Source organism: Bradyrhizobium sp. 26S5 (genome assembly GCF_036923295.1).
Lineage (GTDB): Bacteria > Pseudomonadota > Alphaproteobacteria > Rhizobiales > Xanthobacteraceae > Bradyrhizobium > Bradyrhizobium septentrionale.
In genome coordinates this window covers 9,619,709-9,634,562 of record NZ_CP145948.1, presented here as the reverse complement: position 1 = coordinate 9,634,562, position 14,854 = coordinate 9,619,709, and the positions used below count along the sequence as shown (strand labels likewise).

The window sequence follows — 14,854 nt, the reverse complement described above, 5'->3', positions numbered from 1 at the left end:
GTTCCATCGGAGATCGGGTGGGTTCGCGCTCCGGCCAGGCCGATCATGGCAACCCTTCACGGCAACAGGGGGCGCCCATGGCAAAGGCCTATTACAGCGCCGTGTTCGAGCAGCCGGCCGGTGATGTCTGGAAAATCATCCGCGATTTCAACAATTACCCGGACTGGGTCCACGGCGAGGGGGTGAGCGAGATCGAGCAGGGCAAGTCCGGCGACACGGTCGGCGGCGATCGCGCCTTTATCGAATGGTATCGAATGGTCGGCGGTGTTCGACGCCGACCGCCACGCCGAGCTGGCCCGGACGCTGGCCGGCTGGTTCGAGACCTGGCTCGAATCGCTCCGCGACAGGATGGCGGTCTGAGACCCGTTCCCGCCAATATGCGAAGAATTTATCGTGCCGGCCGGATTTTCGGCCGATTCGAGCTCAATTTTTAAGGAAACCGTGCTATTTCGTGAGGTCCGGACCGCGCTCTTGTGTTGCATTCACAGACAGCATTTGGCATAGGTCTGCCGTTGCCGGCGAGCGATCGCCGCCAGTTCGGATGCGGGTGTAGCTCAGTGGTAGAGCACGACCTTGCCAAGGTCGGGGTCGAGGGTTCGAGCCCCTTCGCCCGCTCCAAACTTTCTCGCTGACCGAGCTGACAGCCTGATGAAGCCCGCCCGTCACAGCGGGCTTTTTGCTTGTCAGGCAGTACCGGCGTGAGAGATTTTGCGCCGACGATCGTGCCGCTCTCTCCGGCCCTTCCTTAACCGTCAAACGATGCATTCGCAAAACTGATAGAAATCTGTGGTTGTGTCGGCGTTGAAATGGCTGCCGCTGGCCTACCGATGCGGCAAGCAAGTGCATGATGTCGATCAGCCGGACGCCAGATCCCGTCTTCAACCGCCGCCTGGCGCGCGCAAGCGTGGCTGCGCTGGTCGCGCTCGTCGGCAATTGGGCACCGTCGCCGGTTTCAGCACAGCAATTGCCGAGCGACTCGGCGTATACCGCGGCACCCAGCTTTGCTGCCGCGCCGGAATTTGAGCCCGCCGAAGAACGCCGGCGGCCGCGGGTGTACATCACGACGCGATCAGGCGGCAGCCGGCAGAACTTCTGCGTCAGGACCTGCGACGGCCGCTTCTTCCCGCTGCCGCGCGTGAGCGAGGCGGCCAATGTCGGGGCATGCGAGGCGGCCTGTCCCGCCGCCGAGGTGAGGCTGTATTCCGGCTCCGACATCGACAGCGCCATGACCGAGCAGGGCGAGACCTACAAGACGCTCGCAAACGCATTTCGATTTCAGCGCGAGATCGTGCCGCAATGCTCATGCCGCGCCGGCGCAACGCCCGGCCTCTCGCCGATTGCGATCGAGAACGATTTGACGCTTCGCACCGGCGACATCATCGCCGCCGATGACGGCTTCAAGATCGCGGCGATCTCCAGCGGGCAGAAGCGCAGCGTGCTGTTCAGGCCGTTGTCGAAAGCGAAAGCGCAGGCGCTCGGCCTGGCGCGGATCTCGTCGCGATAGAACGGTCGCGAGCGTTGGCGTCGTTTGAATATTGCGTGCAGTGCAGAACGTCTGCAGGACAGTCGGCTTTCGTTCGCACGTTCCCGGCTAAGGAACTGTTGCAATCAACAGCTTGACATCTTTAGAAACGACGGCGGCTGTTGACTTGCCCAAAATCCCTCGCTTAGATTGCTTCCAGATTATTTTAGTATTTTTCTAATCATTGCATAAGGGGTGGGACATTTCGAATTTCCTTGCCGCTCCAATCCGCCTGAACGGCCCCGATTGGATTTCCGTCACCTGATCAGCTCGACGCACTGACTGAGCCCGGCAGCTTTTCCGCTGCTGTATGGCTTTCGCATTTTTTTTGCTCTCGAGCGGTTCGTTTCGGCTGATCTCGCCGATTCGCACGCCGATTTCTTCTGCTGATTTCTGAAGTCCGCCGACTACTCGCATTGCACAGCAACAATTGATCACGCGAAGGGGATTACCATGGCTACATTTATGGGCACATCGGGCAACGACACGGTTACCGGCACGCCTAACGGTTCGAACACCAATGACACGCTGGAGGGACTTCAGGGCAATGACACGCTGATCGGCGGCGATGGCGCCGATTCCCTGGACGGCGGCACCGGACAAGACTTCGCATCCTACATCGACTCGGGCACCGCAGTTGTAGCAAGTCTGGCGAACCCGGCTGTCAATACGGGTTTCGCGGCCGGGGACAGCTACACCTCGATTGAAGGCCTGATCGGCAGCAACTTCAACGACACGCTGACTGGCAACGGAAACACCTCTTTCCTGCAGGGCGGATTGGGGGCCGACTCGATCATCGGCGGTTCTGCCAACGACTACGCCGACTACGCCAACGCAAGCGCCGGACTTGAGGTCGACCTCGCCGATCCCACCCAGAACACCGGGGAAGCCACCGGCGATACATATGTCAACATCGCCAAGATCAGAGGCTCGGCGTTCAACGACACGCTGATCGGTGACGCCAACGGCAATACGCTGCGTGGTGGCGCCGGCGCCGACGTGCTCAACGGCGGCGGCGGCTTCGACTTTGCGTCCTATTCCGACTCGGGCGTTGGAATCACGGCAGACCTGGCAGACTCGTCCCAAAATACGGGTGAAGCTGCCGGCGACACCTATATCTCCATCGAAGGCCTGCGTGGCAGCGACTTCAATGATCATCTGATCGGTGACGGCAACATCAACCTCCTGCAAGGCGGTCTCGGTGCCGATACGCTGGATGGCGGTGCCGGCTTCGACTATGCCGACTATATCAACGCGACAACCGGCGTCGTTGCTGATCTAGCCAACTCCTCTCTGAATACGGGGGAAGCCGCCGGCGACGTCTACATCTCGATTGAAGCGATAAGAGGAACCGCATTCAACGATACGCTGATCGGCGATGCCAACACCAATTTCCTGCGCGGCGGCACCGGCGCGGACTCGCTCGACGGCGGCGCAGGCTACGACTATGCCGATTATGGCAATGCGACCACCGGCGTTCTCGTCAATCTGGCAAATCCTGCGGCCAACACCGGCGAAGCTGCCGGCGATACGTTCACCTCGATCGAAGGCATTCAGGGCGGTGCCTTCAACGATACCCTGATCGGCGACGGAGGTAACAATAACCTGCGCGGCCAGGCCGGCGCCGATTCGCTCGACGGCGGCGCAGGCTTTGACTTCGCGGATTACGGTAATGCTGCGACGGGAGTGGTTGCAAGTCTCGCAACTCCGGGCGTCAACACCGGCGACGCCGCGGGCGATACCTATACCTCGATCGAAGGTATCATTGGCTCGGCGTTCAACGACACCCTGACGGGCGATGGCGGAGACAACAATCTGCGCGGCGGTGCTGGTGCCGACGTGCTGGACGGCGGAGCCGGCAATGACGTTGCGGAATATGTCAACGCCACCGTCGGCGTGCTCGCCAGCCTGGCTACTCCCGCCTCAAACACGGGCGAGGCTGCCGGGGACACCTACACCTCGATCGAGGGACTGAGAGGGTCGAATTTCAACGATACCCTGATCGGCGACGGCGGCGACAATCTGCTCGACGGCATCGGCGGCGCCGATTCGCTGGTCGGCGGTTTGGGCAACGACATCTACATTCTCGACAATGCTGGCGACGTCATCACCGAGAATCCGGGAGAGGGCATCGACACTGCGGTCGTCACCGGCGCCTTCAACTACACGCTGGCTGCCAACGTCGATAACCTCGCGATTTCGACCTCTGCCAATGTTTCGGGCACCGGCAACGGGCTCGCAAATTTCATGACTGGCGGCTCGGGCAACAACACCCTGGACGGCGGAATTGGCGCCGACACGATGGTCGGCGGGCTCGGCAACGACACCTATTACGTCGACAATGCCGGCGATGTGGTGACCGAAAACAGCGGCGAAGGCACCGACACCGTTCACACCACCATCACCTATGGCCTGACCGCAAACGTCGAGAATCTGATCCTGGACGGATCGGGTAATCTCACCGGCAGCGGCAACGCATTGAACAATGTTTTGACGGGCAATGCCGGCAACAATTCCCTCTACGGCAACGACGGCAACGATACCGCCTACGGAGGTGCCGGAGCTGACGTCCTCGTTCTCGGCAACGGCGATGACTATGGCGATGCCGGCGACGGCAACGACTACATCTACGCCGGCGCGGGCAACGACGTTCTGATCGGCGGCACCGGGCTCGACGTTCTGCTGGGCGAGGACGGCAATGACGTGATGTATGGCGGTGCCGGCTTCAACTATCTGTTTGGCGGTGCCGGCACCGACACCTTGATCGGCTCGGGAGGCACCGGTGGAAGCGACGTCAATGTGATGTTTGGCGGAGACGGCACCGACTTCCTCTATGGCGGGAACAGCACCAACTACTTCTACGGCGGCACCGGCGTCGACACGATGTACGGCGGCTCAGGCCTGAATATCTTCATCTCGTCGGGCGAGACCGACGGCAACCTCATCTACGGCGGTTCGGGCCAGAACTACGTCTATGGCTCCAACGGCGGCGATACGGTGACCGGCGGCAGCGGCGTCGACGTGTTCCTGATGGGCACCGGGGCCGACAACATCAGCGGCGGCGGCGGCGTTGACTATGCCTGGGGTGGCGGTGGTGCTGATACATTCAACATCAGCGACACCAGCCAGGAGGTCATGGTCGTCCAGGACTTCAATACGGGCGGAGTAAATGACTTCGTCAACTTCGCGGGTACATCGCTGCATTCGTTCGCCGATGTTCAGGCCGCAGAGACCTACGTTGCCGGGATCAACACCACGATCATCACCGACGCCGCCGGCAGTGCGGTTTGGCTGATCGGTGTCGCGCCGGGACAGCTCGACGCCAGCATGTTCAAGTTCAGCTGAGGGCTTTTGCCCTGATCCGTTGAGCTTGACGGCCACACGCACGAAAGAAGGCCGCCCCTCGAGGCGGCCTTCTTGATTCCGGATGCGATCGCGATCGCCGCTCACGAGCGTTAGGTTCGTTCGAATATTACGCTGCAGTGCGGAATGCCTTGTTCTCAGGCAGCCGGCGCAGGAAAATTTCGTCTCAATTTGTTTTGACCGCAGTGCACCCTGATCCATGCGCTTTTCAGCGTCGATGGATGTGCTACCATTTTGCGGTCTGACCTACCTCACAGACCGCCACCATCATCTCTCAGGGCGTTCAAAATCAATAACAGGCAAGCTGCAACGGCTTGCATAGGGGAGTGACGCGATGAAATCGGCTTTCAATCGATCAATTCTTGCGTTCGCGGCGATTGCGCTGCTGGCGGGGACAACCTTCGCTGGTGCACAGCAACAAACCGACAAGAACCGTGCGCTGAAGAAGTACGAATCCGGCACCAAGGAATTCTGGACCCATCCGCCGGATGACTGGTTCCTCGGCGACGAGACCGAAGCGCAGAAGGGCCTGGCCCCGCCGTCCGGTCCGCCGACCGGCGCCTCCGATGCCGAACTCGCGGCGATGATGAAGAAGATCAAGCTGCCGCCGGGCTTCAAGATCGAGGTCTATGCCTCGAACGTGCTGGCCGCGCGCCAGATGGCCTGGGGCGACAAGGGCACGCTGTTCGTCGGCTCGTTCGGCCTCGGCAACGTCTATGCGATCAAGGACAACAACGGCAAGAAAGAGGTCAAGACCATCCTCAAGGGCCTCAACATGCCGACCGGCCTCGCCTTCCAGGATGGCTCGCTCTACGTCATCGCGGTCGACAAGCTGATCAAATATGAGAACGCCGAGGCAAATCTCGACAAGCTTGGCAGCGGCAAGGTGGTGTATGACGACATGCCGTCCTACGCGGCGCATGGCTGGAAATACATCGCCGTCGACAAGGAAGGCTGGTTCTTCATTCCGTTCGGCCCGCCCTTCAACATCGGCGTCCCGCCGACCTCGGTGTCGCAGATCCGCCGCGTCGATCCGAAGACCGGCAACGCGGAAATCTATGCGCTCGGCGTGCGTAACTCGGTCGGCGGCGACGTCGATCCGCGCACCGGCAAGTACTGGTTCACCGAAAATGCCCGCGACTGGATCAGCGACGATCTGCCGAGCGACAAGCTCAACATGATCTCGAAGATCGGCGAGCATTTCGGCTATCCCTATTGCCACCAGGGCAACCTGCCCGACACCAAGTTCGCGATGGGCCACAAGTGCTCGGAGTTCACCCCGCCGGTCTACAATCTAGGCGCGCATGTGGCTCCGCTCGGCATGAAGTTCTATACCGGCAGCCAATTCCCGGCCGAGTACAAGAACAGCATCCTGATCGCCGAGCACGGCTCCTGGAACCGGCATAAGTACCAGGGCGGCCGCATCGTGCGGATCACCGCGAGCCCCGACGGCAAGAACGCCAAGCAGGAGATCTTCGCCGACGGCTGGATCCAGGGTGACCAGGGCTATCTCGGCCGTCCCGCCGATATTCTGCTCGACAAGGATGGCTCCATCCTCGTCGCCGACGACTGGGCCGGTGCGATCTATCGCATCAGCTACAGCAAGAAGTAACGGTTGAACCAATGCGGGGCTGCGGTGGCCGATCAGGCGGCCGCAGCCCCGTTCACGTGATTCGGCAAGCCAATGACGGAACAGACCCGTCATGCCCGGACTTGATCCGGGCATCCATCCAACAAGAATCCTCAAGCAAGCACGATGGATCGCCGGGTCGAGCCCGGCGATGACAGCCGGAGAAACTGACATGCGAGTTGCGTCGTTTGGAGTTGTAGCAGCGGCGATTCTCCTGATCTCGTCCGCCCAGGCCGCCGACGTTGCCGCCGGCAAGGAGAAGGCCGAGATTTGCGCCGGCTGTCACGGCGACAATGGCATCTCGCAGACCGAGAACATTCCCTCGCTGGCCGGCCAGCTCGACCAATTCATTCAATGGCAGCTGGTGTTCTTCCGCGCCGGCGCGCGCAAGAACGAGCAGATGCAGCCGATCGTCGAGCAGCTCAGCAACGAGGACATCCGCAATCTCGGCGCCTATTTCGCCTCGCTGACGCCGTTCAAGGGCAGCAAGGACGACAATCCGGAATTGTCCGAAAAGGGCAAGCAGGCCGCTGCCGGCCGCCGCTGCGCCTCATGCCACACCGACACCTATGTCGGCACCAAGGCGGTCGCCCGTATCGCCGGCCAGCGCGAGGAATATCTCGTCAAGGCGCTGCACGATTACAAGTCGGGCGTCCGCTCCGGCGGTGCGCAGGCCGCGATGGCCGACGTGGCCTATCCGCTGAGCGACGAGGAGATCACCGCGCTTGCACATTATCTGGCGCATTTGTAGCCGTGAAAACGGTGTCGTCCCTGCCTAGTGCGCAATTGCGCACAGGAGCAGGGACCCATACGCCGCGGCCTCACGATTTGGGGCGGTCGGGGTCGATATCCCTTCAACACAATTGAGGTCGGTGGTTATGGGTCCCTGCCCCCGTGCGCAATTGCGCACTAGGCAGGGACGACACCAGTTGTGTTACGCCTGCCGCTGCTTCTCATACGCCTTGAGATGCGTGTAAGCGGTGCGCAGCTTCGGCACCGGGATCTTGGCGGCGTCGGCGCGGACGATAAGGTCGCCGATCACGTGATCGGCCTCGACCGGCAGTCCCGCCTTGATGTCGCGGAACATCGATGCGGTCATCGGCGATCCCTCGGCGGTCAGAAGCCCGCGGGTGCGCTGGAAGAACGGGCCGCCAGGCCCATGGCCGGCGTCGGCCGCGATCGCGCTGCATTCGTCGAGGATGCCGAGCAGGAAATCCTGGCCGCCGGGCGCCGCCAGGATATTGCCGACCGAGGTCCGCATCAGGCTGGTGGAGGCGGCGAGCGACGCCAGGAACACCCATTTCTCCCACATGTCCTGCATCACGTGCTCGCTGGCGTTGGCGCCATTGATCGCCGAGAAGGTCTCCGCGATTGCGCGCACCCGCTCCGACGTGCCGCCCGCGCGTTCGCCGAACCCCAGTGACTGCATCGGCTGCAGCTGCACCACCTCGCGCTTCTCGTTCAGCGTCGCCGCGATCGCGCAGAGCCCGCCGAGCACATGGGACGCGCCGAATTTCTTGTCGAGCGCATCGAGATGCAGCATGCCGTTGAGCAACGGGATGATCGCGGTCTTGTCGCCGACGGCGGGCGCAAACGACTTGATCGCATCTTCGAGATCGAACGCCTTGCAGCTCAGCAGCACGACGTCGAATTTGTCCGAGAGCTTGTCGGCCTGCACGGTCGGCGGATTGTTCAGCGTGACATCGCCGTTCGGGCTCTTGATCACGAGTCCGGCCGAGGCGAGCTCGGAGGCGCGGCGGGGCCGGACGAGAAAAGTGACGTCGCGGCCGGCCTGAAGCATCCGGCCGCCGAAATAACCGCCGATCGCACCGGCGCCGACCACGAGAACACGCATGGGAATTTGTCCTTCTTTGTTGTTGCCCGGGGGAGGGGCGAATAGCTGACGGGGAGTGGCGAATAGATAAGGGCATCAGCCGGCTATTCGCTACCCGCTATTGTTCGTCCGCTCATCTCACTTTCCCGACACCAATTCCTCGACTTCGCGCAGCTGCTCCTTGCCGAAGAAGATCTCGTTGCCGACGAAGAAGGTCGGCGAACCGAACGCGCCGCGCTCGACGGCGGCCTGGGTGTTGGCGATCAGCTTGGCCTTGACGTCCGCGTCCTGCGCGCGAGCAAGCAGCTTGGCGCCATCGAGGCCCGACGACGTGAGGGCTTTGGCGGCGATCTCAAGGTCGTCCATCTTCTTCGGCTCGACCCACATATGATGGAAGGCGGCCTCGATGTACTTCTCGAACACGCCTTCGAGCTGGGCGGCGACCGCCGCGCGCATCAAATTCAGCGTGTTGACCGGGAAGAACGGGTTCCAGACATAGGGCTTGACCTTGAAGCGCTTGAGGAAGCGTTCGGTTTCGATCTGCTGGAACTCCGGCTTGTTCTTGACGCCCGCCAGCGTCTCGGCCGGCGACTTGTTGTTGGTGGCCTTGAAGATGCCGCCAAGCAGGATCGGGACATATTCGAATTTGACGCCGGTGCGCTGCTCGATCGCCGGGATCGCCTCATGGCTGAGAAAAGCATTGGGGCTGCCGAAATCGAACAGGAATTGTGGATTTGGGCTCACGGCGGTCTCTCCCACGGCGTGTCTAGTTTCGGCTTGTTTAGCATGAGCCCGCTGTCGCAGGCTCCGCCGGTAGAATATGATACTCATCATGTGAGCCGCAGCGCGCGATGTCAAATCAGACGCGTGATGGTCTGCTTGCGCCATACCAGGGCGTAATAGGCCATCTGCAGCACGAACATGGTTGCGAAGGTGACGGGATAGGCGATCCAGATGCCGCTGATGCCGACGGCGCGGCTCAGCAGGATCGCAACCGGCACCTCGACCAGCGTTATGGCCAGGATCGAGATGAACAGCGGCATCCACACCGTGCCGCCGGCGCGCATCGCGCCCGAAAATACTGTCGCCATCCCGAACAGCACCATGCTCCACAGCACGATATACAAAAGCTGCTGCGCGAGCGCGAGCACCGCGCCGTCGACGATGAAGCAGCCCATCAGCGGCCGCGCGAAGAGATAGCCGAGCACGACCAATCCGCCTGTCAGCGCGAGATTCATCTCGATCCCGGTCCTGACGATGGCGCCGACCTGGCGAGAGTCGCCGCGGCCGATCGCCTGCGCGCCGAAGATCGACACTGATATTGCGATCGAGATCGCCGGAAACTGCACATAGCCGATCACCTGGTTGACCGCGCCATAGGCTGCGGTGGCGTCCGAGCCGAAACCGTTGACGAGGCCGAGCAGCACCAGTTCGGCGAGCGAGACCACCACCATGCCGATCGCGGTCGGAATGCCGAGCCGCAGCACGATGCGCAGCAAGGCGCCGTTGAGCCGCATCGCGCGCAGGAACGCCGCGTCGAAGGCGAGGGGGTGCCGGTGCCGCAACATATGGACATGCAGCCACAGCAGCGTGACCACGCCCGAGACGGCTGAGGCGACGGCGGCGCTCGCCACGCCGAGCATCGGCAGGCCGAGCCAGCCGCGGATCAGCGCCGGCGTCACCACGAGGCCGACGATCGTCGAGACCGCCAGGGCGAGCAGCGGGGTTACGGTGTCACCGACGCCGCGCATCATTGCCGCGAGCAGCAGGAATGCGAAGGTCACCGGCATCGTGATCATCATGATCCGTGCATAGGACACCGCGGCGTCGAGAACATCTGAAGGCGTGGCGAGCGCGATCAATAGCGGGCGGGCGAACAGGCCGCCTGATATCGCGATCGCGAGCGCCAGCAGCAGCGTCACGGTCATGGTCGTGCCGGCGACCGCCTTCACCCGGCCGGGCTCGCGGGCACCCCAGGCCTGGCCGATCATGACGGAGGCGCCGGCGCTCAAGCCGATCACGAAGGAGATGAAGAAGAACATCACCGGAAAGAACACCGACGCAGCCGCGAGCGCGTCGACCCCGATCATCTGGCCGAGATAGACGCCGTTGATGGTGCCGAACAGCGACTGCAGCACGTTGCTCAGCAGCATCGGCGCGAGGAACGACACGAAGGCTTTGCGTAAGGAGGGAGGCTTGGACACTTTCAACTTCCAAAAATTGGGACAGTCACGAATCACTGATCCGCCGAGTGCCGGTTACTTCGCGCGAAAACGCGCTAGTCCGCTTGATCGCTATAGGCGAGCCTGACCGCGTGGTCGCGGATGTCGGCCGGCCAGTCCGCGATCAGCGTCGCAAAGCGGCGCCGGTCGTGGGCGAACAGGGCGCGGATCGCGTCCTCGTAATGCGGCCGGTTGCCGGCCATGACAGTCATGAAGCGATAGGCGGCATCCTGCGCGCTGCGGGTCCGGTCCTTGTCGCCGCTGGAGCGCCGCGCCTCGTCGATCAATTTGCGGATCGCAACCGACGCACCGCCCTTCTGCTGGGCGAGCCAGTCCCAGTGCCGCGGCAACAGCGTGATCTCGCGCGCGACGACGCCAAGCTTCGGACGTCCCGGGCCGCGTGGCACAGCGGGCGCCGGCGGCTCCTCGTCGAGCGGAGGCGCGGGCTTCGGCAGCCGCGCCAGCACGTCGTCGATCGAGCCGCGAAAATCGATGTCGACCAACGCCGAGGTGCGGCCGTCGAACACCAGGATCGCGGCGTCCTTGCGCTGATCCAGCAATTGCCTGGCGGCGCGCGCAACCTCGGGGAGGTCACCGGCCCCGATGCGATGCTCGCCTTCGAAGGCGACATAGGCTGGATTCATGGTAGACCTTTCAGATTGCGCTGGTATTTCAGAGGACGCTCATGCTGACGGTTCATCATCTCAACAATTCCCGCTCGCAGCGCGTGCTGTGGCTGCTCGAGGAATTGGGCGTGCCGTACGAGATCGTGCGCTATCAGCGGCAGCCCGACATGCGGGCGCCAAAGGAGCTGCGCGCGATCCACCCGCTCGGCAAGTCGCCCGTCGTCACCGACAATGGCAACACGATCGCGGAATCCGGAGCGATCCTCGAATACATCATCGCGACCTACGGCAATGGCCGCCTGATCCCGCAAGCCGATACGCCGGAGCGGCTGCGCTACACCTATTGGCTGCATTATGCCGAGGGCTCGGCGATGACGCCGCTGCTCTTGAAGCTGCTGTTCACGCTGATGCCGAAGCGCGCGCCGGCGCTGCTGCGGCCGCTGGTGCGCAAGGTGTCCAACACGGCACTGTCCACGCTGGTCAATCCGCAGATCAAGCAGCACATGGCCTATTGGGAAGGCGAGCTCGGCAAGAGCGAGTGGTTCGCCGGCAGCGAATTTTCCGGCGCCGATATCCAGATGAGCTTTCCGCTCGAGGCGGCCGCCGCGCGCGGCGGGCTTGAGGACGGCCATCCCCGGTGCGTCACGTTCCTCGAGCGCATCCACGCCCGTCCGGCCTATGCGCGTGCGCTGGAGAAGGGCGGGCCGTACCAGGTCGGCCGATAAATCCGCGGTCATGGCGAGTTTTATCCGGGTGTAATTGCTTTGTCAATAACACCCGGGTATAAACAGTCTGTCGACACGACAGGAGCCGCCATGAAGACCGAAGACCGCAAGCTCGCCATCGCCGACTACAAGAAGCGCGCCGCTGTCGCAGGCGTGTTCGCGATCCGCTGCCGCGCGACCGGCGAAGTCTGGGTCGGGCAGGCGCTCGATCTGGAGAAAATCCAGAACCGCATCTGGTTCACGCTGCGGATGGGGAGCCACCGCAATGTGGAACTGCAGCGCGCCTGGTCGGCGCATGGCGCGGACAATTTCTCGCTCGAAACGCTTGAGCAGATCGAGGACGAGGAACTCGCTTATGTCCGCGAGACGCTGCTCAAGGAGCGCGTGCAGCACTGGCGCGCGCAGCTCAAGGCGTCCGCGGTCTAGTTCAGCGCGATGTCTGCGCCCCGCCGACTGACGGCAGTGCCTGCACGGTGACGCCGGGCGGTGGCACGTCGTCGTCGGGCACGAAGAAGTCCGACATCAGCGGCACCGAGGGATCGACGCGGTAGCGCTCGAAATCGCGGACGCCATTGGCATAGAGCACCTTGTCGTCGATGCAGAAATGGCCGGTGAATTCGCGCGACGGCCGCGTAACGATCGCATAGGCCGCATCGCCCATGATCTCGGGCGTGCGGCTGGCGCGCATCATGGCGTCGCCGCCGAGCAGATTGCCGACCGCGGCGGTTGCGATCGTGGTGCGCGGCCACAATGCATTGACGGCGATGCCGGAAGATTTCAGCTCGCCTGCCAGCCCGAGCACGCACATGCTCATGCCGAATTTCGCCATCGTGTAGGCGGTCGAGTGCTCGAACCATTTGGTCTTCATGTCGAGCGGCGGCGACAGCATCAAAATGTGCGGGTTCTCCGCCTTCTTCAGATGCGGGATGCAGTATTTCGACACCATGAAGGTGCCGCGGGTGTTGATTCCCATCATCAGGTCGAACCGCTTCATGTCGGTCGCCTGCGAGGTGGTCAGGCTGATGGCGCTGGCATTGTTGACGCAGATGTCGATGCCGCCGAACTCGGCGACGGTGGCTTCGATCGCCGCCATCACCTGTGCTTCGTCCCTGATGTCGCAGAGCACCGGCAGCGCCTTGCCGCCGGCGGCGCGGACCTCGTCGGCGGCGGTGTAGATCGTGCCCTTCAGCTTCGGATGCGGCTCGGCGGTCTTCGCCGCGATCGCGACATTGGCGCCGTCACGCGCCGCACGAAGCGCGATCGCCAGCCCGATGCCGCGGCTCGCGCCCGAGATGAACAGCGTCTTGTCTTTGAGCGATGTCATGGCAGCCTCCTGTTAGGGACGCACACTATCAGGGCTCCCTTCCCGTTGCGGGGGAGGGTTGGGGAGAGGGGTAAGCCACACACACCGTCTTCGCGGCCACCCCTCTCCCTAGCCCTCCCCCGCAAGGGGGGAGGGAACGACGGAGCAAGCGTCGCGGCCATCGCGCCACTGCTACCCACCCGCATGCAGCACACGTCCGCGCGTTTCCGGCAGCGCGTAGGCGGCGATGAAGAACACGCCGTATGCGGCCACAGCGAAGATCGCGATCGCGTTGGCGAGCGTCGTCGTGGTCGAAAGCGCGCCGACCAGGAACGGGAACAGCGCGCCGATGCCGCGGCCGAAATTGTAGCAAAAGCCCTGGCCGGAGCCCCGCAGCCGGGTCGGATACAGCTCGGTCAGGAACGCGCCCATGCCCGAGAAATAGCCTGACGCAAAGAAACCGAGCGGGAAGCCTAGAACCCACAGCACCTCGTTGGAGATCGGCAGCTGGGTATAGAGCAGCACGATCGCGATGGCGCCGATCGAGAAGATCAGGAACAGGTTGCGGCGGCCGATGCGGTCGGCGAGCCAGGCGCCCACCAGATAACCGATGAACGAGCCAATGATCAGCGTGGCGAGATAGCCGGTCGAGCCGACCACGGAGAGCTTGCGCTCGGTGGTGAGGAAGCGCGGCACCCAGAAGGTGACGGCGTAGTAGCCGCCCTGCATGCCGGTGCCGACCAGTGAGGCCAGCAGCGTGGTCTTCAGGATCGGCCCGTGAAAAATCTCCCACAATGCAGCGGGTTTGCTGCCAGTCGCCTGCTGCTGCGCCATTGTCGCGGCCGAGATCTCGGGCTCGGTAACGTAGCGGCGCAGATAAAACACCAGCAGCGCCGGCAGCGCGCCGATCGCGAACATCCAGCGCCAGGCATTTTCCGCAGGCAGTACCGAGAACAGGATCGCCTGCGCCAGCACCGCAAGGCCCCAGCCGATCGCCCAGCCCGACTGCACCGAGCCGACCGCGCGTCCCCGATATTGCGGCCGGATCGCTTCGCCGATCAGCACCGCGCCGGCCGCCCATTCGCCGCCGAAGCCGAGGCCGAGCAGCGCGCGGGCGATCAGCAGCTGGTCGAAATTCTGCACCACAGCGCAGACGAGCGAGAAGAACGAGAACCAGATGATGGTGAGCTGCAGCGTCTTGACCCGGCCGATGCGGTCGGAGAGGTAGCCGCCGAGCCAGCCGCCGACCGCGGACGCCAGCAGCGTCACGGTGCCGGCGAGGCCTGCGGTGCCGGGATCGACCTTCCACAGCGTGATGATGGTGCCGATCACGAGCGGATAGATCATGAAATCCATGCCGTCGAGCGTCCAGCCCGAGGCGCAGGCCCAGAACGTACGCCGCTCCTGCAGGTTCATGTCGCGATAGAAGGCGAGGAGGCTGGTGTCCTCGATCTCTGCGACTTCCATCGATTTGGATTCGGCCGTGCTCATGCGCGTTCCCCGGAGAAATCTTTCACCGGCTCTTTGCATCCGCGGCCGGACTTGCGCGGACCGCCAATCTATCGCGATGTTGCCGGCCGGGCAAAGCCGCGTTTGCGTTAGCTTTTTGTTTTGACGCGTTTTCTTCGC

The 14,854-nt window shown here is 63.0% G+C and carries 13 protein-coding genes and 1 tRNA gene; 8 read left to right on the top strand and 6 right to left on the bottom strand.

Annotated features, from left to right (window positions below; genetic code table 11):
* The first annotated feature begins 77 nt into the window (after positions 1–77).
* From V5279_RS45375 to V5279_RS45350, 6 genes are all read left to right on the top strand, one after another.
* Positions 78–434, top strand: coding sequence for a hypothetical protein (locus V5279_RS45375; protein ID WP_338693926.1), 357 nt, complete (start codon positions 78–80; stop codon positions 432–434).
* Between the two features lie 109 nt (positions 435–543).
* Positions 544–618, top strand: a tRNA-Gly gene (locus V5279_RS45370).
* 226 nt (positions 619–844) lie between these two features.
* Positions 845–1,504: a DUF2865 domain-containing protein gene (locus V5279_RS45365; RefSeq protein ID WP_338693924.1), complete on the top strand. Its 660-nt coding sequence runs from the start codon at positions 845–847 to the stop codon at positions 1,502–1,504.
* 471 nt (positions 1,505–1,975) lie between these two features.
* Entirely contained in the window at positions 1,976–4,867 is a 2,892-nt protein-coding gene (locus V5279_RS45360; protein ID WP_338693922.1) for a calcium-binding protein, read from the top strand.
* 352 nt (positions 4,868–5,219) lie between these two features.
* The gene (locus tag V5279_RS45355; protein WP_338693920.1) at positions 5,220–6,497 is read left to right on the top strand and encodes a PQQ-dependent sugar dehydrogenase; all 1,278 of its coding nucleotides are present in this window, start codon (positions 5,220–5,222) and stop codon (positions 6,495–6,497) included.
* A gap of 190 nt (positions 6,498–6,687) precedes the next feature.
* On the top strand, positions 6,688–7,266 hold the full coding sequence (locus V5279_RS45350; protein WP_338693918.1) for a c-type cytochrome: 579 nt from the start codon (positions 6,688–6,690) through the stop codon (positions 7,264–7,266).
* Between the two features lie 183 nt (positions 7,267–7,449).
* Here the strand turns inward: V5279_RS45350 and panE are convergent, their stop codons facing one another.
* From panE to V5279_RS45330, 4 genes are all read right to left on the bottom strand, one after another.
* Complete coding sequence (panE, locus tag V5279_RS45345; RefSeq protein WP_338693916.1) at positions 7,450–8,370, bottom strand: 2-dehydropantoate 2-reductase; 921 nt, start codon at positions 8,368–8,370, stop codon at positions 7,450–7,452.
* 117 nt (positions 8,371–8,487) lie between these two features.
* Positions 8,488–9,093 (bottom strand): 2-hydroxychromene-2-carboxylate isomerase, encoded by a 606-nt coding sequence (locus V5279_RS45340; RefSeq protein ID WP_338693914.1) that lies wholly within the window; start codon positions 9,091–9,093, stop codon positions 8,488–8,490.
* 110 nt (positions 9,094–9,203) lie between these two features.
* A complete protein-coding gene (locus V5279_RS45335) occupies positions 9,204–10,502 on the bottom strand; it encodes an MATE family efflux transporter (protein WP_414645986.1) in 1,299 nt (432 codons plus the stop codon).
* A gap of 125 nt (positions 10,503–10,627) precedes the next feature.
* On the bottom strand, positions 10,628–11,215 hold the full coding sequence (locus tag V5279_RS45330; RefSeq protein ID WP_338693910.1) for a DUF2239 family protein: 588 nt from the start codon (positions 11,213–11,215) through the stop codon (positions 10,628–10,630).
* 41 nt (positions 11,216–11,256) lie between these two features.
* Between V5279_RS45330 and V5279_RS45325 the strand changes: the two genes are divergently transcribed.
* Positions 11,257–11,922 carry a glutathione S-transferase gene (locus tag V5279_RS45325; protein WP_338693908.1) on the top strand — a complete coding sequence of 222 codons (666 nt, stop codon included), beginning with the start codon at positions 11,257–11,259 and terminating at the stop codon, positions 11,920–11,922.
* Positions 11,923–12,012: 90 nt separating this feature from the next.
* Positions 12,013–12,348 (top strand): GIY-YIG nuclease family protein, encoded by a 336-nt coding sequence (locus V5279_RS45320; protein ID WP_338693906.1) that lies wholly within the window; start codon positions 12,013–12,015, stop codon positions 12,346–12,348.
* Between the two features lies 1 nt (position 12,349).
* On the opposite strand, the gene V5279_RS45315 is transcribed toward V5279_RS45320, so the two are convergent.
* Positions 12,350–13,246 carry an NAD(P)-dependent oxidoreductase gene (locus V5279_RS45315; RefSeq protein WP_338693905.1) on the bottom strand — a complete coding sequence of 299 codons (897 nt, stop codon included), beginning with the start codon at positions 13,244–13,246 and terminating at the stop codon, positions 12,350–12,352.
* A 171-nt stretch (positions 13,247–13,417) separates the two neighbouring features.
* Positions 13,418–14,716: an MFS transporter gene (locus V5279_RS45310; protein WP_029080914.1), complete on the bottom strand. Its 1,299-nt coding sequence runs from the start codon at positions 14,714–14,716 to the stop codon at positions 13,418–13,420.
* Positions 14,717–14,854 lie beyond the last annotated feature (138 nt).